19 protein-coding genes are annotated in these 22,180 nt (G+C 73.6%); 14 read left to right on the top strand and 5 right to left on the bottom strand.

Features of this window, described 5'->3' with window-relative positions:
• Window positions 1-27 precede the first annotated feature (27 nt).
• Complete coding sequence (mnmA, locus tag ACZ3KJ_RS12050) at window positions 28-1,152, top strand: tRNA 2-thiouridine(34) synthase MnmA (protein WP_467526411.1); 1,125 nt, start codon at window positions 28-30, stop codon at window positions 1,150-1,152.
• Window positions 1,153-1,230: 78 nt separating this feature from the next.
• On the opposite strand, the gene ACZ3KJ_RS12045 is transcribed toward mnmA, so the two are convergent.
• The 3 genes from ACZ3KJ_RS12045 to ACZ3KJ_RS12035 all read right to left on the bottom strand — a co-directional run bounded on the left by ACZ3KJ_RS12045 (window position 1,231) and on the right by ACZ3KJ_RS12035 (window position 3,800).
• Window positions 1,231-2,013 carry an alpha/beta fold hydrolase gene (locus ACZ3KJ_RS12045; protein ID WP_467526410.1) on the bottom strand — a complete coding sequence of 261 codons (783 nt, stop codon included), beginning with the start codon at window positions 2,011-2,013 and terminating at the stop codon, window positions 1,231-1,233.
• An 87-nt stretch (window positions 2,014-2,100) separates the two neighbouring features.
• Window positions 2,101-3,189: an RICIN domain-containing protein gene (locus ACZ3KJ_RS12040; protein ID WP_467526409.1), complete on the bottom strand. Its 1,089-nt coding sequence runs from the start codon at window positions 3,187-3,189 to the stop codon at window positions 2,101-2,103.
• A gap of 281 nt (window positions 3,190-3,470) precedes the next feature.
• Window positions 3,471-3,800 carry a DUF427 domain-containing protein gene (locus tag ACZ3KJ_RS12035; RefSeq protein WP_467526408.1) on the bottom strand — a complete coding sequence of 110 codons (330 nt, stop codon included), beginning with the start codon at window positions 3,798-3,800 and terminating at the stop codon, window positions 3,471-3,473.
• A gap of 51 nt (window positions 3,801-3,851) precedes the next feature.
• Between ACZ3KJ_RS12035 and ACZ3KJ_RS12030 the strand changes: the two genes are divergently transcribed.
• The 13 genes from ACZ3KJ_RS12030 (at window position 3,852) to ACZ3KJ_RS11970 (ending at window position 19,026) form a co-directional block, all read left to right on the top strand.
• Window positions 3,852-4,391: an LOG family protein gene (locus ACZ3KJ_RS12030; protein WP_467526407.1), complete on the top strand. Its 540-nt coding sequence runs from the start codon at window positions 3,852-3,854 to the stop codon at window positions 4,389-4,391.
• A gap of 23 nt (window positions 4,392-4,414) precedes the next feature.
• Window positions 4,415-5,113 carry an SDR family oxidoreductase gene (locus ACZ3KJ_RS12025; RefSeq protein WP_467526818.1) on the top strand — a complete coding sequence of 233 codons (699 nt, stop codon included), beginning with the start codon at window positions 4,415-4,417 and terminating at the stop codon, window positions 5,111-5,113.
• A gap of 73 nt (window positions 5,114-5,186) precedes the next feature.
• Complete coding sequence (locus ACZ3KJ_RS12020; RefSeq protein ID WP_467526406.1) at window positions 5,187-6,188, top strand: methionine synthase; 1,002 nt, start codon at window positions 5,187-5,189, stop codon at window positions 6,186-6,188.
• Window positions 6,189-6,202: 14 nt separating this feature from the next.
• Window positions 6,203-8,398, top strand: a complete 2,196-nt coding sequence (gene ligA / locus ACZ3KJ_RS12015; RefSeq protein WP_467526405.1) for an NAD-dependent DNA ligase LigA — start codon at window positions 6,203-6,205, stop codon at window positions 8,396-8,398.
• A gap of 277 nt (window positions 8,399-8,675) precedes the next feature.
• The gene (locus tag ACZ3KJ_RS12010; protein WP_467526404.1) at window positions 8,676-10,919 is read left to right on the top strand and encodes a putative bifunctional diguanylate cyclase/phosphodiesterase; all 2,244 of its coding nucleotides are present in this window, start codon (window positions 8,676-8,678) and stop codon (window positions 10,917-10,919) included.
• Between the two features lie 264 nt (window positions 10,920-11,183).
• Window positions 11,184-11,480: an Asp-tRNA(Asn)/Glu-tRNA(Gln) amidotransferase subunit GatC gene (gene gatC / locus ACZ3KJ_RS12005; protein ID WP_095936815.1), complete on the top strand. Its 297-nt coding sequence runs from the start codon at window positions 11,184-11,186 to the stop codon at window positions 11,478-11,480.
• Window positions 11,481-11,485: 5 nt separating this feature from the next.
• A complete protein-coding gene (gatA, locus tag ACZ3KJ_RS12000) occupies window positions 11,486-12,979 on the top strand; it encodes an Asp-tRNA(Asn)/Glu-tRNA(Gln) amidotransferase subunit GatA (protein WP_467526403.1) in 1,494 nt (497 codons plus the stop codon).
• A complete protein-coding gene (locus ACZ3KJ_RS11995; RefSeq protein ID WP_389520410.1) occupies window positions 12,976-13,215 on the top strand; it encodes a hypothetical protein in 240 nt (79 codons plus the stop codon). The genes gatA and ACZ3KJ_RS11995 overlap by 4 nt, the downstream gene beginning before the upstream one ends.
• Before the next feature lie 15 nt (window positions 13,216-13,230).
• On the top strand, window positions 13,231-14,739 hold the full coding sequence (gatB, locus tag ACZ3KJ_RS11990) for an Asp-tRNA(Asn)/Glu-tRNA(Gln) amidotransferase subunit GatB (RefSeq protein WP_467526402.1): 1,509 nt from the start codon (window positions 13,231-13,233) through the stop codon (window positions 14,737-14,739).
• Between the two features lie 138 nt (window positions 14,740-14,877).
• Window positions 14,878-15,318 (top strand): hypothetical protein, encoded by a 441-nt coding sequence (locus ACZ3KJ_RS11985; protein ID WP_467526401.1) that lies wholly within the window; start codon window positions 14,878-14,880, stop codon window positions 15,316-15,318.
• 207 nt (window positions 15,319-15,525) lie between these two features.
• Window positions 15,526-17,760: an MMPL family transporter gene (locus ACZ3KJ_RS11980; RefSeq protein WP_467526400.1), complete on the top strand. Its 2,235-nt coding sequence runs from the start codon at window positions 15,526-15,528 to the stop codon at window positions 17,758-17,760.
• The gene (locus tag ACZ3KJ_RS11975; RefSeq protein WP_467526399.1) at window positions 17,738-18,313 is read left to right on the top strand and encodes a GNAT family N-acetyltransferase; all 576 of its coding nucleotides are present in this window, start codon (window positions 17,738-17,740) and stop codon (window positions 18,311-18,313) included. The genes ACZ3KJ_RS11980 and ACZ3KJ_RS11975 overlap by 23 nt, the downstream gene beginning before the upstream one ends.
• A 35-nt stretch (window positions 18,314-18,348) precedes the next feature.
• The gene (locus tag ACZ3KJ_RS11970) at window positions 18,349-19,026 is read left to right on the top strand and encodes a hypothetical protein (RefSeq protein ID WP_467526398.1); all 678 of its coding nucleotides are present in this window, start codon (window positions 18,349-18,351) and stop codon (window positions 19,024-19,026) included.
• A gap of 548 nt (window positions 19,027-19,574) precedes the next feature.
• On the opposite strand, the gene ACZ3KJ_RS11965 is transcribed toward ACZ3KJ_RS11970, so the two are convergent.
• Both ACZ3KJ_RS11965 and ACZ3KJ_RS11960 read right to left on the bottom strand, forming a co-directional pair.
• Complete coding sequence (locus ACZ3KJ_RS11965) at window positions 19,575-20,735, bottom strand: PQQ-dependent sugar dehydrogenase (protein WP_467526397.1); 1,161 nt, start codon at window positions 20,733-20,735, stop codon at window positions 19,575-19,577.
• Between the two features lie 399 nt (window positions 20,736-21,134).
• Window positions 21,135-22,154 carry an aldo/keto reductase gene (locus tag ACZ3KJ_RS11960; protein ID WP_467526396.1) on the bottom strand — a complete coding sequence of 340 codons (1,020 nt, stop codon included), beginning with the start codon at window positions 22,152-22,154 and terminating at the stop codon, window positions 21,135-21,137.
• Window positions 22,155-22,180: the final 26 nt, after the last annotated feature.

Below are 22,180 nucleotides of genomic sequence, written 5' to 3'. Positions count from 1 at the left end.
CCCCGCGCCCCGTACTCTTGAAGGGCTATGACTGAGACCTCACAGCGTCCCCTCCGCGTCCTCGCCGCCATGTCCGGCGGGGTCGACTCCGCCGTCGCCGCCGCCCGCGCCGCGGAAGCCGGCCACGACGTCACCGGCGTCCACCTCGCGCTCTCCGCGAACCCGCAATCGTTCCGCACCGGGGCGCGGGGCTGCTGCACCATCGAGGACTCCCGTGACGCCCGCCGCGCCGCCGACGTCATCGGCATCCCCTTCTACGTCTGGGACCTCGCCGACCGCTTCCGCGAGGACGTCGTCGAGGACTTCGTCGCCGAGTACGAGGCCGGCCGCACCCCCAACCCCTGCCTGCGCTGCAACGAGAAGATCAAGTTCGCCGCGCTCCTCGACAAGGCGCTCGCCCTGGGCTTCGACGCGGTGTGCACCGGCCACTACGCGAAGATCGTGACCCTGCCCGACGGCTCCCGCGCCCTGCACCGGGCCTCCGACATGGCCAAGGACCAGTCCTACGTCCTCGGCGTGCTCGACGAGCGGCAGCTCGCCCACGCCCTCTTCCCCCTCGGCGACACCGTCACCACCAAGGACGAGATCCGCGCCGAGGCCGAGCGCAGGGGGCTGGCCGTCGCCAAGAAGCCCGACTCCCACGACATCTGCTTCATCGCCGACGGCGACACCCAGGGCTTCCTCGCGCGGCGGCTGGGCACGGCCGAGGGCGACATCGTCGACGAGGCCGGCAACAAGCTCGGCACGCACGACGGCGCGTACGGCTTCACCATCGGCCAGCGCAAGGGCCTGCGCATCGGCACCCCGGCCGCCGACGGCAAGCCGCGCTACGTCCTCGACATCTCCCCGGTCGACAACCGCGTGACGGTGGGCCCCGCCGCTGCCCTCGACGTGACGGGCCTCACGGCCGTCAAGCCCCGCTGGTGCGGAGCCGCCCCCACCGGCCCCGGCACCTACACCGCCCAGCTGCGCGCCCACGGCGGCGAGACCAAGGTGACCGCCGCACTCGTCGACGGCCGCCTGGAGGTCACGTTCACCGACCCGGTCCGCGGCGTCGCCCCCGGCCAGGCGATCGTGCTGTACGACGGCACCCGGGTGGTCGGGTCGGCGACGATCGCGTCGACCACGCGCGCGACGGCCGCGGCGGTCTGACGACAGCGGCGGTCCGACGACAGCGGCGGTCCGACGACAGCGGACGTACGTCCGGGCGGCGGACCCGGACGTCCACGGCTACGGAGTGAAGAAGTCGGCGAGGACCGGCGCCAGGACGTTCGGGTCCACCATGTGCGTCTGGTCCTCCAGCGTGCGGTAGGTGCCGCGCGGGACCGCGTCCGCCACCGCGCGCGCGGCCTCGCGCAGCCACGCCGGGCTCGCCCCGCCCGCCACCGCGAGCACCGGGACGCCGAGCGAGGCCAGCCGTCGCCGGGGCACCAGGCCGTCGCCCATCAGGGCGTCGTCGTAGGCGAGGGTGGGGGCGATGGCCTCCATGCCGGCCCACATCGGCGACTGGCGGGCGTTCCGGATCACGCTCTCGGCCAGGCCCGTCCGCCGCAGGAACAGCTCGACCGCGTCCCCGCGCCGGTCCTGCCCGAGGGCCTCGGTGAGGCGCTCGGTGTACTCGGCGCACGCCTCGGCGCCGTCGTCCGCGAAGTCCGCGTACGGCGTCTCGTACACCGCGACCCGGCTCACCGGCAGCCCGCTCGCCGCCGCCTCCAGGGCCAGCGCGCCGCCCGAGGAGACGCCGTACAGCGCTGCCTCGCCACCCGCCGCGTCGATCAGCGCCGCGACGTCCTCGACCTCGCGTTCCACCGCGTAGGGCGCCGAGTCACCGCTCTCGCCGCGGCCCCGGCGGTCGTACCAGAGGGCGGTGAAGCGCTGCGCGAGGAGGCCGGCCAGTGGTGCGACGGTGGCGCCCGTGGACATCGCGCCACTGACGAGGACGACCGCCGGGCCCTGTCCCCTGATGCCGTACGCGAGGGAGGTGCCGTCGCGCGAAAGGGTCTTCTTGTCCATGTCTGTGCAGACTGTCAGACCCGGCGGGAGTTGTCGGGGTGGCGGGGCCGTGCCGGGCGGGGGCGAGGCCGGGTCCGCCGGCCGCGCTCAGTCCGCCCGCACGAGGAAGCGCTGGTCGGCCGCGCCCGTGCAGCGCTCCTCGACGGCCTCCGCCCCCTCCGCGCTGCCGTCCCCGGCCAGTCCGACGCAGTCGTCGGCGTGGGCCGGCCGCATCCGGAAGCCGTCGTCGGCGTCGTCGGAGACGGGCTCCAGCCGGAACAGGGTCCCCTGCGTGCAGTCGTCGCGGGGCTCCAGCATGCCCTTGACCGGCCCGGACTCCATCACCGTCAGACAGCCCTTGCCCATCTCGGGGTGGTGCCACTGGATGCGGTAGAGGCCCTCTCCCGCCGGTTCCAGGTACGTGCGCGGAACCGGGACCTCGGCGCAGGGGCGCTGAACGGCGACGGCGTTCGGGTAGGCGCCGCCCCGGTCCCGTCCGTCCGTCAGACAGAGCTCCGGCGCGCCGGCGGGGCGCACGGTCACCCAGCCGTCGACGGGAGCCCGGGACGCGGTGCTCGCGGCGGCGTCCGCGTCCGCGTCGTCGGAGCCGTCGGAGCCGTCGGAGGAGCCCGTGCCGTGGGCGAGCAGGACCCAGGCGGCGAAGACGAGCAGCGGGGCCAGCAGCGCGGCGACGAGGACCCGGGTGCGGGACCGGGCCGGACGGGGACCGGAGGGGCCGGGCGATCCGGAGCCCGGGCCGGGCGATCCGGGGCCGGGCTCGGCGTCGGGGGATCCTTCGGCCCCGGCGCGGGGGGCGGCCGGGGCCGAAGCCGACCCGACCGGCGTGGTGGCGGCGGCCGGGCCTGCGGGGTCCGTGGGCGCTGCCGGGTCCGCGGTGCCGGCCGCTCCCGCCGGGTCCGCGGTGGCGAGCCGGTCCCTGGCCTGGAGCCAGGCGTCGACGCGCTGTCCGTCCCCGCAGGCGCGGACGAACGCGGCGACGATGTCCGCGCGCGGAAGGGTCGTCCGGCGCAGCACGTCGGCCAGCGTGCTGCGCGCCAGCACGTCACCGTTGAGGGCGGCCTTTTCCTCCAGCTCCCGATAGGTCAGCCCGGCGCGCTCCTTGAGCCGCTGCATCGACGCGACGAAGCCGGCGGCGTCCCGGGCCGCATAGGGCGACAGCTCTCCCAGGTTCCCCATGCACGCATGGTGTTGCAGGTCCCGTTTGAGAGACAACGGGGGATTCGGACAGGCCCGCCCCTGTCCGGAACGGAATCCGGACAAGGGCGTGGCCAGCCCGGACAGCCGTCACCCGTCCGGGACAGCCGGACGCCGTTGCCTCCGCGCCCGGCGATCGACAGGCTCGGTCGTGCCGTCCCGGGGGGCCAGGACGGGTCCCGCCGGGGCGTGGGGGGAGGTGCGGCCGGTGACGACGGGGAAGCCACCGGCCGCACCACGGGGAACGTCACGCGGTCCCGCCGTCACGCCGGCGAGACGGTCACCTCGTAGAAGCAGAAGTGGTCCTTGATCGCCGCCACGTCCGGCTTCGGGTCGGGGTACGCCCACACCAGGTCGGGCGCGCCGGGCAGCGACCAGTAGGACGCCGTGCCCTTGAAGGGGCAGTGGGTGTGGGTGTCGGACGGGGTGAGCAGGTCCACGCGGACGTCCTCGGCGGGCAGGTAGTACCGCACCGGACAGCCGGTCTCCCGCAGGACGAGGGGCCGGTCGCTGTCGGCCAGCACCCGGTCGCCGTGGACGGCCCTGACCCGCAGGGCGTCCCGTTCGATCGTGATCGTGTGTCCTTGTGCCATACCGGAACAGCGCGGGCGGGCGCCCGGGTGTTCCCGCGTACGGTGTACGGCATGCGTATCTGTGTCTTCCTCTCCGCCGCCGACCTCGACGACCGCTACACCCGCCCCGCCCGTGAGTTCGCCGAACTGCTCGGCAAGGGCGGCCACACCCTCGTGTGGGGCGGTTCCGACGTCGGGCTGATGAAGGTGGTGGCGGACGGCGTCCAGGAGGCGGGCGGCCGGCTGTGCGGGGTGTCGGTGGACTTCCTCGCGGCCAAGGCGCGCCAGGGCGCCGACGAGATGGTCGTCGCGCGCGACCTCGCCGAGCGCAAGCGGCTCCTGCTGGAGAAGGCCGACGCGGTCGTGATCATGGTCGGTGGTACGGGCACGCTCGACGAGGCCACCGAGATCCTGGAGCTGAAGAAGCACGGGCACACCGACAAGCCGGTCGTCCTGCTGAACACCGCCGGCTTCTACGACGGCCTCAAGGAGCAGTTCCGGCGGATGGAGGCCGAGGGCTTCCTGCCCCGGCCGCTGACCGACCTGGTGCTCTTCGCGGAGGAGCCGGTCGGGGCGCTGGCCTACCTGGAGGAGAGCCAGGGCGTCGTGTGAGTGGTGCGCCCGGTGGTGCGAGCATGGCGGGCATGGCTACTCATGTGATCACCGGAGCGGGCTCCGGCATCGGTGCGGCCGTCGCCCGCCGGCTCCACGCGCGCGGGGACGAGCTCGTGCTGCACGCGCGCGACGCGGGACGGGCGAAGGAGCTGGCGGCGGAGTTCCCGGGGGCGAAGACGCTCGTCGGCGACCTGGCCGACCCCGACAGGCTGTCCTGGGCCTTCTCCCACCAGACGCTCCCCGACCGGGTGGACTCCCTGCTGCACATCGCCGGCGTGGTCGACCTGGGCCCGGTCGGCGACCTCACCCCCAAGTCCTGGCGCCACCAGCTCAACGTCAACCTCATCGCCCCCGCCGAGCTGACCCGGCACTTCCTGCCGCAGCTCCGCGCGACGCGCGGTCACGTGGTGTTCGTCAACTCCGGGGCCGGGCTGCGGGCCCACGCCCAGTGGTCGGCGTACGCCGCCTCCAAGCACGGTCTGAAGGCGCTGGCCGACTCCCTCCGCCACGAGGAGCACGCGGCCGGCGTCCGCGTCACCTCCGTCTACCCCGGCCGCACGGCGAGCCCCATGCAGGCCAAGGTCCACCAGCAGCTGGGCGAGGAGTACGACCCCGCCCGCTGGATCGACGCCGAGTCGGTCGCGACGACGATCCTGATGGCGCTCGACCTGCCCAGGGACGCGGAGGTCAACGACCTGACGGTACGTCCCGGGCGGTGAGGGAGGGGGCGGCCGGGGCGATCGGCCGGGCCGCACCCGCACCCACCGCGCGGACGCTACGTAGGCTTCACCCGTGAACGACGACACTCGCTTCGGCCCCGCCACCGGCATCGGCTCGCTGCCCGGCGGCGACGCCCGAGAGGCCGCGAAGACAGCCACCGGCTCCCTCGAACACTTCCCGTTCCTCGCCGAGCTGCCCGCCCGCGGCCCCGGCGCCGACATGATCGGCCGGACGGCGGGCCTGCTGGTGGAGCTGTACGCGCGCGTGGAGCCCAGCGGCTGGCGCGTGGGGGACCGGCCGGGCCGGGACACCCGGCGGGCGAGGTCGTGGCTGGGGGAGGACCTGGACGCGCTGGAGGAGTTCACCCAGGGCTACGAGGGACCCCTGAAGGTCCAGGCGGTCGGTCCCTGGACCCTCGCCGCCGGTCTGGAGCTCAGGAACGGCGAGGCCGCCCTCTCCGACCCCGGCGCCTGCCGCGACCTGGCCGCGTCCCTCACCGAGGGGCTGCGCCTGCACCTCGCGGAGGTGCGGCGCCGCGTCCCGGGCGCGCGGGTGGTGCTCCAGCTCGACGAGCCCTCCCTCACCGCCGTCCTGCGCGGGCAGGTGCGGACCGCCAGCGGCTACCGCACCCACCGCGCCGTCGACCGCCAGGTCGTCGAGGCCGGCCTCCGGGACGTGGCGGGGGTGCACGGCGACGGTCCCGTCGTCGTGCACTCGTGCGCCCCGGACGTCCCGTTCGCGCTCCTGCGCAGGGCCGGAGTGGCGGGCATCTCGTTCGATTTCTCCCTGCTCACCGAGCGTGACGACGACGCGATCGGGGAGGCGGTGGAAGCGGGTACCCGGCTGTTCGCCGGTGTCGTGCCGGGGACGGACGGCCCATTGTCGGACCCTGCCGGTAGCGTCATGGGTGTCAGGACGCTGTGGCGCAGGCTGGGGCTGCGACCGGGGCTGCTCGCGGACGCGGTCACGATCACGCCGGCGTGCGGACTCGCGGGCGCTTCCCCCGCGTACGCGCGACAGGCACTCGCACACTGCGTCCGGGCGGCGAGATCCCTCGCGGACAACCCAGAGTAACGGAGGACAACACGGTGGCCGGCGACAAGCAAGCGGACACGACGGTGCCCACCGAGGCACGGGAGCAGCACGCGCAGCTCGCTGAGCAGATCGAGGAGCACCGCTTCCGGTACTACGTGAAGGACGCCCCCGTCATCAGCGACGCGGAGTTCGACCGGCTCCTGCGGTCCCTGGAGGCGCTGGAGCAGGAGTACCCCGAGCTGCGCACGCCCGACTCGCCGACCCAGAAGGTGGCGGGCGCGTACGCGACGGAGTTCACGGCGGTCCAGCACCGCGAGCGCATGCTCTCCCTGGACAACGCCTTCGACGACCTGGAACTGGCCGCCTGGGCCGAGCGCGTCCACAAGGACGTGGGCGCGTCCGCGCACCACTTCCTGTGCGAGCTGAAGGTGGACGGCCTCGCCGTCAACCTCACCTACGAGCACGGGCGCCTCACCCGCGCGGCGACCCGCGGCGACGGCCGCACCGGCGAGGACATCACGCCCAACGTGCGCACGATCGCGGAGATCCCGGACCGGCTGTCCGGCGACGGCGTCCCCACGCTGGTGGAGATCCGCGGCGAGGTCTACTTCCCGATGGAGAAGTTCGAGGAGCTCAACGCCCGCCTGGTGGAGGCCGGCGACAAGCCCTTCGCCAACCCGCGCAACGCGGCGGCCGGTTCGCTGCGCCAGAAGGACCCGCGCGTGACGGCCACCCGCCCGCTGCACATGGTCGTCCACGGCATCGGGGCGCTGGAGGGCTACGAGGGCCTCACCCGGCTCTCCGAGGCCTACGACCTGCTCAAGACGTGGGGTCTGCCGACCTCCACCCACAACCGGGTCGTCGACGGCCTCGACGGCGTACGGGAGTTCATCGCCTACTACGGCGAGAACCGCCACTCGGTGGAGCACGAGATCGACGGTGTCGTCGTCAAGCTCGACGAGATCCCCCTCCAGGGCCGGCTCGGCTCCACCTCGCGGGCGCCGCGCTGGGCGATCGCGTACAAGTACGCGCCGGAGGAGGTCAACACCAAGCTCGTCAACATCCGTGTGGGCGTGGGCCGTACGGGCCGTGTCACGCCGTACGCCCAGGTCGAGCCGGTGACGGTGGCCGGGTCCGAGGTCGAGTTCGCGACCCTGCACAACCAGGACGTCGTCAAGGCCAAGGGCGTCCTCATCGGCGACACGGTGGTGCTGCGCAAGGCCGGTGACGTCATCCCGGAGATCCTCGGACCGGTCGTCGACCTGCGCGACGGCACCGAGCGGGAGTTCGTGATGCCGGCCGAGTGCCCCGAGTGCGGCACGCCGCTGCGGCCGATGAAGGAGGGCGACGTCGACCTGCGCTGCCCCAACGCCCGCACCTGCCCCGCCCAGTTGCGCGAACGCCTCTTCTACCTCGCCGGCCGCAAGGCCCTGGACATCGAGCACTTCGGGTACGTCGCCGCCGCGGCCCTCACCAGGCCGCTGGAACCGGCGGATCCGCCGCTGGCCGACGAGGGCGACCTGTTCGACCTCACCATCGAGCGGCTCCTGCCCATCAAGGCCTACGTCCTGGACCAGGACAGCGGCCTGCCCAAGCGCGACCCGAAGACCGGCGAGGAGAAGGTCGTCACGGTCTTCGCCAACCAGCAGGGCGAGCCGAAGAAGAACGCGCTGGCCATGCTGGACAACATCGCGGCCGCCAAGGAGCGGCCGCTGGCGCGGGTCCTCACCGGCCTGTCGATCCGGCACGTGGGACCGGTCGCCGCCGAGGCGCTCGCGCGCGAGTTCCGCTCCATCGAGCGCATCGAGGGGGCGAGCGAGGAGGAACTGGCCGGCACGGAAGGCGTCGGCCCGATCATCGCCGCCTCCCTCAAGGAGTGGTTCGCCGAGGAGTGGCACCAGGAGATCCTCCGCAAGTGGAAGGCCGCCGGGGTCCGTACGGAGGAGGAGGGCTCCGCCGAGGACGAGGGCCCGCGCCCGCTGGAGGGCCTGACGGTCGTCGTGACCGGCACACTGGAGCACTTCACCCGCGACGGCGCCAAGGACGCGCTCCAGAGCCGCGGAGCGAAGGTGACCGGTTCGGTTTCGAAGAAGACGTCGTTCGTCGTCGTGGGGGACAGTCCCGGGTCGAAGTACGACAAGGCGATGCAGCTCAAGGTGCCTGTTCTGAACGAGGACGGCTTCACCGTCCTGCTCGAACAGGGCCCGGACGCGGCGGCCGAGGCCGCGCTCCCGGCGCCGGAGCAGTGACCCGGTAGCGGGCAACGGCGGTTGAAGGCCACCCGATCGGCGCATATCAGATGCATACGGGTGGCCGGGGCGCATTCGGGCAACCGTCGACGACCGCTGCCCGTGGACGCCTTCCGCGGCCTACTGTTGAGATGTGCGCCTGCCGTGCCCAGCTGCGGTCGGGGCATCCTCGTGCTCTGGGTGAGCAGGGGAAGGGCCGCCCAACGCGGCGCCGCCCGGAGGCTGTCGGGCAACGGGCCGTGTGGAGTGGGCACCGCCGGCCGTGAGAGGGACGGGAATGGAACCGACCGAGAGCGCCGCCACGGAGTCACGGCTGCGCCGACGCCGGGCCGCCGGCACCTGGTGGGGCAGCCGGTGGGTGGTGTGGTCCGAACGCGCGGAGGAGCGCGCGGGCGCTCCGCACGCCTCCATGGCCCGGTGCGCCTCCGACGGGCTCGCCCCCGGAGCCGTCGCCGCGGTGGCGCCCGGCGGCGGCGCCGACCGGCACCCGTCCTGGCCCCCGCTGCCCGCGGCGGTCGTCGCGGCGGCCGGGTTCGTCCTCGGCGCCGGCTTCTACCGCGCCTTCACCGGCCACCACGCGCTCTTCCCGGCCGGCACCGCCGGCTGGTCGCTGGCCCTCCTCACCGGCGTCATCGTCGGACACCTGGTCATGCTCGGCCGGGCCCGCTGGTGGGGCGGCACCGGATCCGGCGCCGCCCTCACCCTCGCCGTCCTGCTGCTGTACGGCTGGGTGCCGGCCGGACTGGTCAGCCTCACCGTCGTCGTCCTGGTCGGCATAGCCCGGCGCCACCGCTGGCGGCAGGGCGTCCTGCACGGCGCCGCGGACATCCTCGGCATCGGCACCGGCGCGCTGCTGCTGGCCGCCTGCGGCCGGGTGCCGTCCGTCGAGCGACCGTGGACCCCGGACACCTGGACGCTCTACACCGCCCCCCAGGTGGCCCTCGTCGCCGTCGCCTACCTCGCGGTCACCCGCGTCCTGCTCTGGTACCTGCACGCGCCGCGCACCGGCGGTCTGCCCACCGTCGCCCGCTCCGCCCTGGTCCGGCAGGGACTGGTCGCGGTCGCCCTGCTCGGCATCGCCCCGCTGGTCTGCGTGGTCGCCGTGGCCAGGCCGATCCTGCTGCCGCTGTTCGCCATCCCGCTCATCGCCCTCGACTCCACCCTGTGGATGGCCCGCGCCCGGGCCGAGGAGCAACTGCGCGACCCGCTCACCGGACTGCCCAACCGCCAGTGGCTGGGGGAGCGCATCTGGACCGCCCTGGACGACGCCGAACGCATCGGCGCCCGGGCCGCGCTCATGCTGATCGACCTCGACCGTTTCCGGTCCGTCAACGACACCCTCGGTCATCTCGCCGGCGACCGGCTGCTGCTCCAGATAGCCGACCGGCTCCGGATCGCCCTCCCGCGCGGGGCCGAGGTCGCCCGGCTCGGCGGCGACGAGTTCGCCGTCTTACTGCCCGTCGCCGACTCCACCACCTCCGCCGCCCGCGTCGCCCGCGGACTCGTCTCCGCCCTCAGCTCGCCGCTCGACCTCGACGGGCTCACCCTCGTCCTGGAGGCCAGCGCCGGCGTCGCCGTCTTCCCCGACCACGCCCTCGACGCCGAGGGGCTGCTGCGCCGGGCGGACATCGCGATGTACCAGGCCAAGCGGGACCGTACGGCCGTCGAGGTCTACGAGTCCAAGCGCGACTCCAACACCCCCGACCGGCTCGGCCTCCTCGGCGACCTGCGGCGCGCGCTCGACGCGCACGAGGTGCAGCTGCACTACCAGCCCAAGGTCCGCTTCGACGGGCAGGTCGCCGGCCTGGAGGCGCTGGTGCGGTGGGTGCACCCCGAACGGGGGAAGGTCCCGCCGGACGAGTTCATAGCGATCGCCGAGTCGTCCGGGCTGATGCCGCACCTCACGGAGTACGTCCTGGAGACCGCGCTCGGCCAGGTCGCCGAGTGGCGGTCCCAGGGGCTGTACGTCCCGGTCGCGGTGAACGTCTCCCCGCGCGACGTCCACACCCCCGGCTTCGCCGGCTCCGTCGCCGCGCGCCTCGCCCGGCACGGGGTCCCCGCGGGAGCGCTCCAGCTGGAGATAACCGAACACGTCCTGCTGGAGGACCCGCAGCGCGCCGCCGACACCCTCAACGGGCTGACCGGGCACGGCGTGAAGATGTCCCTGGACGACTTCGGCACCGGTTACTCCTCGCTCGTCCACCTGCGCCGGCTGCCGGTGAGCGAGCTGAAGATCGACCGCTCCTTCGTGGCCCGGCTGGCGGTGGACACCGAGGACGCGGAGATCGTGCGCTGCACGGTCGACCTCGCGCACTCCCTGGGGCTCCTGGTGGTCGCCGAGGGCGTCGAGGACGACGAGACCTGGGAACGCCTGCGCGACCTGGGCTGCGACGCGGTCCAGGGCTGGCTGGTGGCCGCGGCGATGCCCCCCGAGGAGACCACGGCCTGGCTGCGGGCCCGGGGCTCCCGGGGCTGGCAGCGCCCCGCGGCGGTCCTCCCGGCGGCGGCCGCCGACGAATAGCCCATCCGTCCCCGCCTGTCCCCACCGTCCCCGCCTGTCCCCACCGTCCCCGCCTGTCCCCACCGTCCCCGCCCGTCCCCACCACCGTCCCCGCCCGTCCCCACCGTCCCCGCCCGCGCCCTCCGGACGAGGCCGCGTCACCCGACCGCCGGGGGCCGGCGCCGAACCCCGGGGCCCCGCGGGCGGCGACCGTTTCACGGGTTGCGGGCCCCGCCCCCTAGGATTGGGCCCACACCACACATACTCACCCCAGAGGAACGCTGCATGCCTGGCATCACGCGCGAGGAGGTCGCCCACCTCGCCCGGCTGGCGCGTCTGGAGCTGAAGCCCGAAGAGCTCGACCACTTCGCGGGACAGCTGGACGACATCATCGGCGCGGTCGCCCGCGTCAGTGAGGTCGCCGACCAAGACGTACCGCCGACCTCGCATCCCCTCCCGCTGACGAACGTCATGCGCGTGGACGAGGTCCGTCCGTCGCTCACCCCCGAGCAGGCGCTCTCCGGCGCCCCGGCCCAGGAGCAGCAGCGTTTCAAGGTGCCGCAGATCCTGGGGGAGGACTAACCGCCATGACGGACATCATCAAGCTCACCGCGGCCGAGATCGCCGCGAAGATCGCCTCCGGCGAGCTCACCGCCGTCGAGGTCACCGAGGCCCACCTGGCCCGGATCGAGGCCGTCGACGAGAAGGTGCACGCCTTCCTCCACGTCGACCGCGAGGGTGCCCTGGCCCAGGCCCGCGCCGTGGACGAGAAGCGGGAGCGCGGCGAGAAGCTCGGCCCGCTGGCCGGCGTCCCCCTCGCGCTCAAGGACATCTTCACCACCGAGGGCATCCCGACGACCGTCGGATCCAAGATCCTCGAAGGCTGGATCCCGCCGTACGACGCGACCCTCACCAAGAAGCTGAAGGCCGCCGACGTCGTCCTCCTCGGCAAGACCAACATGGACGAGTTCGCCATGGGGTCGTCGACGGAGAACAGCGCCTACGGCCCGACCGGCAACCCCTGGGACCTCACCCGCATCCCCGGCGGCTCCGGCGGCGGCTCGTCCGCCGCCCTCGCCTCCTTCCAGGCCCCGCTCGCCATCGGCACCGACACCGGCGGCTCCATCCGCCAGCCGGCCGCCGTCACCGGCACGGTCGGCGTGAAGCCGACGTACGGGGCCGTCTCCCGCTACGGCATGGTGGCCTTCTCCTCCTCCCTCGACCAGGGCGGCCCCTGCGCCCGTACGGTCCTGGACGCGGCCCTGCTGCACGAGGTCATCGCCGGTCACGACCCGCTCGACTCGACGTCCATCGACGCCCCGGTGCCGGCGGTCGTCGAGGCCGCCCGCAACGGCAGCGTCGCCGGGATGCGCGTCGGCGTGGTCAAGCAGTTCCGCGGCGAGGGCTACCAGGCCGGTGTGATCCAGCGCTTCGACGAGTCCGTCGCCCTCCTCGGGGAGCTGGGTGCCGAGATCGTCGAACTGGACTGCCCGTCCTTCGACCTGGCGCTGTCGGCGTACTACCTGATCGCGCCGTCCGAGTGTTCGTCCAACCTCGCCCGCTTCGACGGCCTGCGCTACGGCCTGCGGACCGGCGACGACGGCAACCACTCGGCCGAGGAGGTCACCTCCCTCACCCGTGAGGCGGGCTTCGGCCCCGAGGTCAAGCGCCGCATCATGCTCGGCACGTACGCGCTCAGCTCCGGCTACTACGACGCGTACTACGGCTCCGCCCAGAAGGTCCGCACGCTCATCACGCGCGACTTCGAGAAGGCCTTCGAGCAGGTCGACGTGATCGTCTCCCCGACGACCCCGACCACCGCCTTCCCGATCGGCGAGCGCGCCGACGACCCGATGGCGATGTACCTGGCCGACCTGTGCACCATCCCCACCAACCTGGCGGGCAACGCGGCCATGTCGCTGCCCTGCGGCCTCGCCCCGGAGGACAACCTCCCGGTCGGCCTCCAGATCATCGCCCCGGCGCTGAAGGACGACAGGCTGTACAAGGTCGGCGCCGCCGTCGAGGCCGCCTTCGTGGAAAAGTGGGGACACCCGCTGCTCGAGGAGGCTCCGTCGCTGTGAGTGCACTGACCAAGGCCAAGGGCTTCAAGAAGTCCAAGTCCGGCACGTACCTGACCATGGCCACCACCGCGTTCGGCGCGATCGGTGTCGCCAAGCGTCTCAAGAAGGCCCGCGTCGAGAACGACACGCTCGTCCTGATCGACGCCACCTTGTCCGCCGCCGCCATCGTCACCGGCCTCGCCATCCTCTACCGCGAGCTGAAGCGGCTGGGCGACGACGACGTCCTGCTGGGCTGAGAGGGAAGTTTCACCGTGACCACCACGACCGACCTGGTGTCGTACGAGGACGCGCTGGCGTCGTACGACCCCGTCATGGGCCTCGAGGTCCATGTCGAACTCGGCACCAAGACCAAGATGTTCTGCGGCTGTTCGACCGCACTCGGTCAGGGCGCCAACACCCAGACCTGCCCGGTCTGCCTCGGCCTGCCCGGCGCGCTCCCGGTCGTCAACGCGACCGGCGTCGAGTCCGCGATCAAGATCGGTCTCGCGCTGAACTGCGAGATCGCCGAGTGGTGCCGCTTCGCCCGGAAGAACTACTTCTATCCGGACATGCCGAAGAACTTCCAGACCTCCCAGTACGACGAGCCGATCGCCTTCGACGGTTACCTCGACGTGCAGCTGGAGGACGGCGAAACCTTCCGCGTGGAGATCGAGCGCGCCCACATGGAGGAGGACACCGGCAAGTCGACGCACGTCGGCGGTGCCACCGGCCGTATCCACGGCGCCTCGCACTCGCTCCTCGACTACAACCGCGCCGGCATCCCGCTGATCGAGATCGTCACCAAGCCGATCGTCGGCGCCGGCGAGCGCGCCCCCGAGGTCGCGCGGGCGTACGTGCGGGAGCTGCGCGAGGTCATCCGGGCCCTCGGTGTCTCCGAGGCCCGCATGGAGATGGGCCAGATGCGCTGCGACGTGAACCTGTCGCTGATGCCGAAGGGCGCCGAGAAGTTCGGCACGCGTTCCGAGACGAAGAACGTGAACTCCCTGCGGTCCGTGGAGCGCGCGGCCCGTTTCGAGATCCAGCGGCACGCGGCCGTGCTCGGCAGCGGCGGCCTGATCGTCCAGGAGACCCGCCACTTCCACGAGGACACCGGGTCGACGACCTCGGGCCGCGTGAAGGAGGAGGCCGAGGACTACCGGTACTTCCCCGAGCCGGACCTGGTGCCGGTGGCCCCCTCGCGCGAGTGGGTCGAGGAGATCCGCGCCGGACTGCCGGAGCTTCCGCTGGCCCGCCGCAACCGCCTCCTCGCGGAGTGGGGCATCTCGGCCACGGACATGCAGGCGATCACCAACGCCGGCGCGCTGGACCTGATCGTCGCCACGATCGACGCCGGCGCGGACGCGGCCTCCGCCCGCAAGTGGTGGATGGGCGAGCTGGCCCGCAGCGCCAACGAGTCGGGCAAGGCCCTGGACGAGCTGGCGATCACCCCGGAGCAGGTCGCCCGGGTCACCGAGCTCGTCTCGAAGGGCGACCTGAACGACAAGCTGGCCCGCCAGGTCATCGAGGGCGTCCTCGCGGGTGAGGGCACCCCGGACGAGGTCGTCGACCAGCGCGGTCTGAAGGTCGTCTCCGACGAGGGCGCGCTCACCGCCGCCGTCGAGGAGGCCATCGCCGGCAACCCGGGCGTCGCGGACAAGATCCGCGGCGGCAAGGTGGCCGCGGCCGGCGCCCTGGTCGGCGCGGTCATGAAGGCCACCCGCGGACAGGCTGACGCGGCCCGCGTCAAGGAGCTCATCCTGGAGAAGCTGGGCGTCGGCTGACCCCGCCGGATCCCCGAGGGGGACGCGCCGTCGCCGGCGCGTCCCCCTCGGGCGCTTCCGACGGACCTCCGCGGCGTCGCCCCAGCCGCGTCCGCCCGCGCCCGGGGCTCTCAGGCCGAGGCGCTACGCTCCCCCGCCATGAGTGGACGTACCGACTCCGACACCCAGGACGGCATACGGGCCGACACGATGGACGATCAGGAGACCGCGGGACAGGAACCCGCCAGGCCGCACCGGGGAGCCGACCGGGACCGGGCCCCGGACGCGACCCCGGACCCGGACGCGACCCCGGACCCGGACGCGACCCCGGACCCGGACGAGGAGTACCGCATCGAGGACGCCCGGCGGGCCCGCTGGACGGCGACCGGCACTGGTGCCCTCCTCACCCTCGCCGGTCTGGCCGCGGCGCTGCTGCGCCTCACCGGCACCGCCCCGGCCCTCGTCCCGGCGGCCTACGCCCTCGGCGCCGCCGTCTGCGCCCTCGCCGCGGCGCTGGCGTCCCGCGGCCGCACCCGGCGCGCGCTGTGGCTGCTCATCGGCGGCGTGATGATCATGGCGGTCGGTGACCAGGCCGACTGAACCCGGTGACGAGGGCCGACGCCTTCCCTGTCGCCCACCTGTGAGCCGGCTCCCGACCCTGTGATGAGGCTCACGAACCGGGCAAACGATCACATTCGCCTGATTGAGTGGCTCCATATGGCTCATGCGTTCTTTGCGGGCTGACCAGCTCCTTCACGGCTGTTCCCGGTCAAAGATCCACATTTCACCACCTCCGGGAGCACTCTCGTGGCAGCCCTAGCACGCTGGTGTGTCCGGCACCGCCTCGCCGCGGTCCTGCTCTGGCTCCTGACCCTCGTCGGGACGGCCACCGCGGCCGTCGTCGCCGGCTCCGCGTACTCCAACGACTACGACGTCCCGGGCACCGAGTCCGCACGGGCCGGCCGGCTGCTCGCGGAGGGCTTCCCCGGCCTCGGCGGCGACAGCGACACCGTCGTCTGGCACACCGCCTCGGGCACCGTCCGCGCCGCCGACGTCGAGCAGACGATGACCCGCACCCTGGCGAAGATCGCGGACCTGCCGGGCGTCGCGTCCGTGACCGGCCCCTACGGCGACCAGGGCGCCGCCCGGATCAGCGAGAACGGACGGACCGCCTACGCCACCGTCACCTTCGACGACCCGGCCGAGGACGTCGACCCGAGCGAGGCACAGGCCGTCGTCGACACCGCCGAGGCCGCCGCGGGCGACGGACTCCAGGTGGAGCTGGGCGGCAGCGCCGTCGCCCTGACCGAGCCCTCCGGCACCCACGTCGCCGAGGCCGTCGGCGTGGCCGTCGCCGCGGTCGTGCTCTTCCTCGCCTTCGGCTCGCTCGCCGCCAGCCTGCTGCCCATCGCCACCGCGCTGGTCGGCGTCGGCACCGCCTACGCCGGGACCGTGCTGCTCGGGCACGCCATGACCGTCGCCGACTTCGCGCCCATGCTCGGCATGCTCGTCGGCCTCGGCGTCGGCATCGACTACGCGCTGTTCATCGTCACCCGGCACCGGCGCGGCCTGAAGCGCGGGCTGTCGGTCACCGAGGCCGCCACGGACGCCGTGGCCACCACCGGCCGGGCCGTCGTCTTCGCGGGCGCGACCGTGTGCATCGCCCTGCTGGGCATGCTGATCCTGCGCCTGAACTTCCTCAACGGCGTCGCGACGGCCGCCTCCCTGACCGTCGTGCTGACGGTCGCGGCCTCCGTGACCCTGCTGCCCGCCCTGCTGTCCTGGATCGGCCCGCGCGCCCTCAGCCGCCGCGAACGGCGCCGGCTCGCCGAGCACGGACCCCAGCCGGAACTGCCGACCGGCCTCGCCGCCCGCTGGTCGGCGTTCGTCGAGCGCCACCCCCGGCTGCTCGGCGCGCTCGCCCTCGCCGTCGTCGCCGTCCTGGCGCTGCCCACCCTCTCCCTCCGCCTGGGCACCTCCGACCAGGGCAACGACCCCCGCTCCAGCACCACCCGCCAGGCCTACGACCTCCTGGCCGACGGTCTCGGCCCCGGGGTGAACGGGCCGCTCACCCTCGTCGCGCGGGTCGGCGGCGCCGAGGACCGGCTCGCCCTCGACAACCTCGACGCCACCCTGCGCGCCACCGAGGGCGTGGCCTCGGCCACACCGGTGACGTACAGCGCGGGCGGCGACACCGCGTTCCTCACCGTCGTACCCGACTCCGCCCCGCAGTCGCAGCGGACCAGCGAACTCGTCGACCGGCTGCGCGACGAGGTGCTGCCCCGCGCCGAACGCGGCACCTCGCTCGACGTGCAGGTCGGCGGGGTGACGGCCGGCTACGACGACTTCGCGGCGGTCATCGTCGGCAAGCTGCCCCTCTTCGTCGGCGTGGTCGTCGGCCTCGGCTGTCTGCTGCTCCTGCTCGCGTTCCGGTCCGTCGGGATACCCCTGAAGGCCGCCGCGATGAACGTCGCCGCCGTCGCCGCGGCCTTCGGTGTCGTCGTCGCCGTCTTCCAGTGGGGCTGGGGCAGCGACCTGCTGGGCCTCGGCCGGGCCGGCCCGATCGAGCCCTTCCTGCCCGTGATCATGGTGTCGGTCCTCTTCGGGCTCTCGATGGACTACCAGGTCTTCCTCGTCAGCCGGATGTACGAGGAGTGGCTGGAGACCGGCGACAACCGGCGCGCCGTCCGCGTCGGCCTCGCCGAGACCAGCCGGGTGATCAACTCCGCCGCGGTCATCATGATCTCGGTCTTCCTCGCCTTCGTCCTCAGCGGCGACCGGGTGATCGCCATGTTCGGCATCGCGCTCGCCGCCGCCGTCGCCATCGACGCCTTCGTCCTGCGCACCCTCCTCGTCCCCGCCCTCATGCACCTCCTCGGCAGCGCCAACTGGTGGCTGCCCCGCTGGCTCGACCGGCGGCTGCCGCGCCTCAGCATCGAACCCCCCGAGTGCCGCGCCGCCGCCCGTGAGAGGCTCACGGACGGGACGGCGGAGTGGGAGACCGAGCGGGGGCGACAGGATGTACGCGACATCCCTGGGTGACGACGGGGCCGAACTGCGGCCGCTGGAGGTCTGGCACGCCACGGAACTCCTCGCCTGCATCGACCGGGGGCGGGACTTCATCGGCCGCCACATCGGACTGCCCGACGCCATCCGCGACCTGGACGGGTCCCGCGCCTTCCTGCGCTCGTACGCCGACAAGCGCGCCGCGGACGCCGGCAGCCTGCACGGCGTGTGGCTGGACGGGACGCTCGTCGGCGGACTGCTGTTCCGCGTCTGGGACACCGCCGCCGGCGTCTGCGAGGCCGGCTGCTGGCTGGTGCCGGAGGCGGCGGGGCGCGGACTCGTCACGCGCGGGATGCGGACGATGCTGGACTGGGCGTTCGACGAGCGCGGCATGCACCGTGCGGAGTGGCGGGTGTCGTCGGCCAACGAGCCCAGCGTCGACGTGGCGCGGCGACTGGGCATGACCCGTGACGGTGTCCTGCGCGAGCACTACCCGCACCGGGGAGTGCGCACGGACACCGAGATCTGGTCGGTGCTCGCCCCGGAGTGGCGCGCGGCACGCGCGCGTACCGCTCACAACGATCATTAAGAGACCTCTCAGAGAGCCTCCGTACGGTGCGGGGCATGGGAACGAAGACTGTTGACGAGGCCGCAGTGGCCGAGACGGAGACCGACGAGACCGCGGCGGCCGCCGACGAGGCCGTGACGGCCCGGAAGGGCGGCGGGACGGAGGAATCCGGCGCCACCGAGCCCGGCACTCCGGAATCCGTGGCGGCCGAGGCCGTGGCCGCGGAATCCGAAGGTCCGGAGTCCGACGCGCCGGAGTCCGCGGCTTCGCAGACCGTCGCTCCGGAGGACGAGGCCTGGGAGATCGGCAAGGACGCCGAGGCCGCCGTCGCGGACGGCCCCTCGGGCGTCGGCCAGGGCGCCGGAGCCGTCGTCTCCGCCGTGCTCGGCCTGGTGTCGCTGAGCGGCGGCTGGATCGGCACCGTCGCCTCCGCGCGCGCGACCCTCATCGGCCAGCTGGAGACCTCCTCGACCGCCAGCGTCGCCCAGCAGATCCAGGCGGTCTACGGCGACGCCTGGCAGACCACCGCCCTGTGGGCCGGCCTGTTCGCGCTGGCGGGGCTGATCACCGGCGTCGTCGTGCTGGTCCGGCCCGCCTTCGGGGCGTCCGGCAGGCCGCAGGCGCCCTGGATCAAGTCGGTCGCCTGGGCGGGCGTCGTGATCGGCGTCATCGGGCTGCTGCTGGCCGTGCTGAAGTACACCGACGCGCTGCTCGGACTGCCGTCGGCGAGCTGAGCCACCGCACGTCCCGAGGGCCACGGCGGCCCGGGGCACCACCACTGAAGGGCTTCCGAGAGGGGTTCCGACGGGCCGTAAGCACCTTACGGCCCGGCCGGGACCCCTCACGCACGTCTGAGGCCCCGACCGCCCCCGGAGATGCGGAACTCTCCCGATGCGGCGGACCCCCCTGGGAGACGAGGGTTGAGCCATCGCGCACAGCGAGGCCGTCCATCCCGACCGAACCCGCCGAGGGGCACATCGTGTACGAGGACCGGTACCAGTACCCGCGGTTCCGCGCCGCCGAGCTCATCCGCAGCGCCGAGCGCGAGCGGCTCGCCCGCGAGGCCGTCCGCGGCCGCCGCGCCGCCCGCCGCGAGGCAGCCGAGCGCGAACGGGACGCGGCCGAACGCGTCCGGGAGGCCGCCCCGCGGCCACGGGACTGCGCCGAGCGGCCCCGCGACACCGCCGCCCGGGCCCCGGACGCCGCCGCGCCGGGTGACGATGGTGTCCCGGGAGGACGTCGGAGACGCCGACCCGGGGCGCGGACCGATAGGCCTCGCGCCTCAGCTCACCTCCAGCTCCAGGATCCGGTCGTCCCCCTCCTCCGGCGTGCCCCGTCCGTCCGTGTTGCTGGTGGTCACCCACAGCTTGTCGCCGCCGGCCGCGACCACCGTGCGCAGCCGGCCGTAGTCGCCCTCCAGGAACGCCTGCGGGTCCGCCGACGCCTCCGTGCCCTTCAGCGGGACGCGCCACAGGCGTTCGCCCTTCAGACCGGCCATCCAGATCGATCCCTCGGCGTAGGCGATGCCGCTCGGGGAGGCGTCGTCCGTGCCCCACTGGGCCAGCGGGTCGTGGTACGCGGCGTCGTCCGACGTCCCTTCGGCCTGCGGCCAGCCGTAGTTGTCGCCCGGCTCGATCGCGTTCAGCTCGTCCCAGGTGTCCTGGCCGAACTCCGCCGCGAACAGGCGCTGCTTGCCGTCCCAGGCCAGCCCCTGCACATTGCGATGGCCGTACGTGTAGACCGGGGAGTCCGGGAACGGGTTGCCGGGGGCCGGTTCGCCCTCCGGGGTCAGGCGCAGGATCTTGCCGCCCAGGGACTCCTTGTCCTGGGCCAGGCCGCGGTCGCCGCTCTCGCCCGTGCCGACGTAGAGCATCCTGTCCGGGCCGAAGGCGATCCGGCCGCCGTTGTGGATCACGCCCTTGGGGATGCCCTTGAACACCGTGTCGGGCGCCCCCAGCTGGTCGCCGGCCGGCCGCTGCGGGTCGTACAGCATGCGGACGACGCGGTTGTCCGAGACCGAGGTGAAGTAGGCGTAGACCATGTGGTCCGAGGCGTAGTCGGGGGAGAGGGCGATACCGAGCAGACCGCCCTCGCCGGACGCGGAGACCCCCGGCACCTCGCCGATCTCCGTCTTCGCGCCGCTCTCCTCGTCGACACGCAGGATGGTCCCCTCGTCGCGGGAGGAGACCAGCAGACCGCCGTCGGGCAGCGGGGCGAGGCCCCAGGGGCTGTTCAGGCCCTCGGCGACCGTCCGCACCACCTTGACCGTGCCCTTCGCGGGCGGGGTCTCCTCGGCCGTGGGCGAGGGCGAGCTCCGGGCGGCCGTGGGGCTCGGGGACGGGCTCGCGGCGCTGCCGGGGGTCCCTCCGCCGTCGGAGGTGCAGCCGGCCGCCAGCAGGAGCGCACTCGCGGCCAGCACGGCCGTCACCGCTCGACGTTGCACGATCTCGGTCCCTTTCGACGTGACGGTTCGCCCCGTGGGTTCCCGGCGACGGGCGCACCCGCCGGATCCACCGGATCCACCGGATCCCACCGGGAGCCTCTCCCTGTCATACACCGCCGACGCCCCAGGGGTTCCCGATCACCGCAACCCGATGCGCACACAGGCATACCTCCACGGCCTTTCCGGCCGTCGGCGGTGCGCCCCGGTTCTCGCGGCCGTCGGCGGTGCGTCTCGGTTCTTCCGCCCGTCGGCGGTGCGCCTCGGCTCCTCCCGCCGTCAGCCGTGCGCCTCCCCTCTCGCGGCCGCCGCCCCCGCTGACGACCCCGCGCCGCCGCCCCCGCGCTGTCGGCCCCGGGCTCTCCGGCCCCGGCCCACCCCGCCCGAGCCCCCCGCACCGCCCTACTCCCAAGACCCCTGAGCCGCCGGCAGCCCCGCCACCTCCGCCAGGTCCCGGGCCGTCAGCCGCAGGCCGGCCGCCGCCGCGTTCTCGGTGACCCACCGCTGCTGCTTGGCGCCGGGCACCGGCACCACGTGCCGGCCCTGGGCCAGCACCCACGCCAGTGCCACCTGGGCCGGTGTCACGTCCTCGCCGTGCCGGGCGGCCACCCGGCGCAGTCCGGCGACGATCGGCTGGTTCGCGGCCATCATCTCGGCGGTGAAACGGGGGTGGCGGGCCCGCATGTCGTCCGGCTCGAACCCCTCACCGGGGGTCAGCGTGCCGGTGAGGAAGCCGTTGCCGAGGGGCATCGCCGCGAGGAACCCGATGCCGCGCGTCTCGCACCACGGCAGCAGGGTGTCCAGCGCCTCCGGCGACCACACCGACAGCTCCGCCTCCACCGCGCTCACCGGGAACACCTGCTGCACCCGGTTCAGTTGCCGGATCGTCGCGTCGTACAGCCGCTTCGTCGCGTCGTACGGCCGCCCGCCCGCCCGGCGGCCGCCCCGCGCCCCGACCGCGCACAGCCCCAACGCCCGTACCTTGCCCGCCTGCACGAGCTCCGCCATGGCGCCCCAGGTCTCCTCGACGGGCACCTCGGGGTCGGCGCGGTGCAGCTGGTAGAGGTCGATGACATCCGTCTGGAGACGGCGGAGGGAGGCGTCGCACGCCCGTCTCACGTACCCCGGGCGGCCGTTGGCGACGATGTGCTGCTCGCCCACCAGCAGGCCGACCTTCGTGGACACGAACGCGTCCCCGCGCCGCCCCTTCAACGCCCGCCCCACGAGCAGCTCGTTGGTGTACGGGCCGTACATGTCGGCCGTGTCCAGCAGGGAGACACCGAGGTCCAGCGCCCGGTGCAAGGCCCTCAGCGACTCGTCGCCCCGCCGCCGCGACCCGCTGTACCCCCAGCTCATCGGCATGCACCCGAGTCCGACGGCCCCCACCGCGAGCGCCGCCGCGCCGATCGTCCTGCGCTCCACCTGCTCGTGACCCTCCCTTTCCCGGA

The organism is Streptomyces sp. NPDC003248 (genome assembly GCF_055563235.1).
The sequence above is the reverse complement of the archived record's forward strand: the minus strand, read 5'-3'. Positions and strand labels throughout refer to the sequence as shown.

Excerpts from the sequence above, each read along its gene's own strand:
- mnmA (WP_467526411.1), top strand. The coding sequence starts at position 28 with ATGACTGAGACCTCACAGCGTCCCCTCCGCGTCCTCGCCGCCATGTCC.
- ACZ3KJ_RS12045 (WP_467526410.1), bottom strand. The coding sequence starts at position 2,013 with ATGGACAAGAAGACCCTTTCGCGCGACGGCACCTCCCTCGCGTACGGC.
- ACZ3KJ_RS12040 (WP_467526409.1), bottom strand. The coding sequence starts at position 3,189 with ATGGGGAACCTGGGAGAGCTGTCGCCCTATGCGGCCCGGGACGCCGCC.
- ACZ3KJ_RS12035 (WP_467526408.1), bottom strand. The coding sequence starts at position 3,800 with ATGGCACAAGGACACACGATCACGATCGAACGGGACGCCCTGCGGGTC.
- ACZ3KJ_RS12030 (WP_467526407.1), top strand. The coding sequence starts at position 3,852 with ATGCGTATCTGTGTCTTCCTCTCCGCCGCCGACCTCGACGACCGCTAC.
- ACZ3KJ_RS12025 (WP_467526818.1), top strand. The coding sequence starts at position 4,415 with ATGGCGGGCATGGCTACTCATGTGATCACCGGAGCGGGCTCCGGCATC.
- ACZ3KJ_RS12010 (WP_467526404.1), top strand. The coding sequence starts at position 8,676 with ATGGAACCGACCGAGAGCGCCGCCACGGAGTCACGGCTGCGCCGACGC.
- gatC (WP_095936815.1), top strand. The coding sequence starts at position 11,184 with ATGCCTGGCATCACGCGCGAGGAGGTCGCCCACCTCGCCCGGCTGGCG.
- gatA (WP_467526403.1), top strand. The coding sequence starts at position 11,486 with ATGACGGACATCATCAAGCTCACCGCGGCCGAGATCGCCGCGAAGATC.
- ACZ3KJ_RS11985 (WP_467526401.1), top strand. The coding sequence starts at position 14,878 with ATGAGTGGACGTACCGACTCCGACACCCAGGACGGCATACGGGCCGAC.
- ACZ3KJ_RS11975 (WP_467526399.1), top strand. The coding sequence starts at position 17,738 with ATGTACGCGACATCCCTGGGTGACGACGGGGCCGAACTGCGGCCGCTG.
- ACZ3KJ_RS11970 (WP_467526398.1), top strand. The coding sequence starts at position 18,349 with ATGGGAACGAAGACTGTTGACGAGGCCGCAGTGGCCGAGACGGAGACC.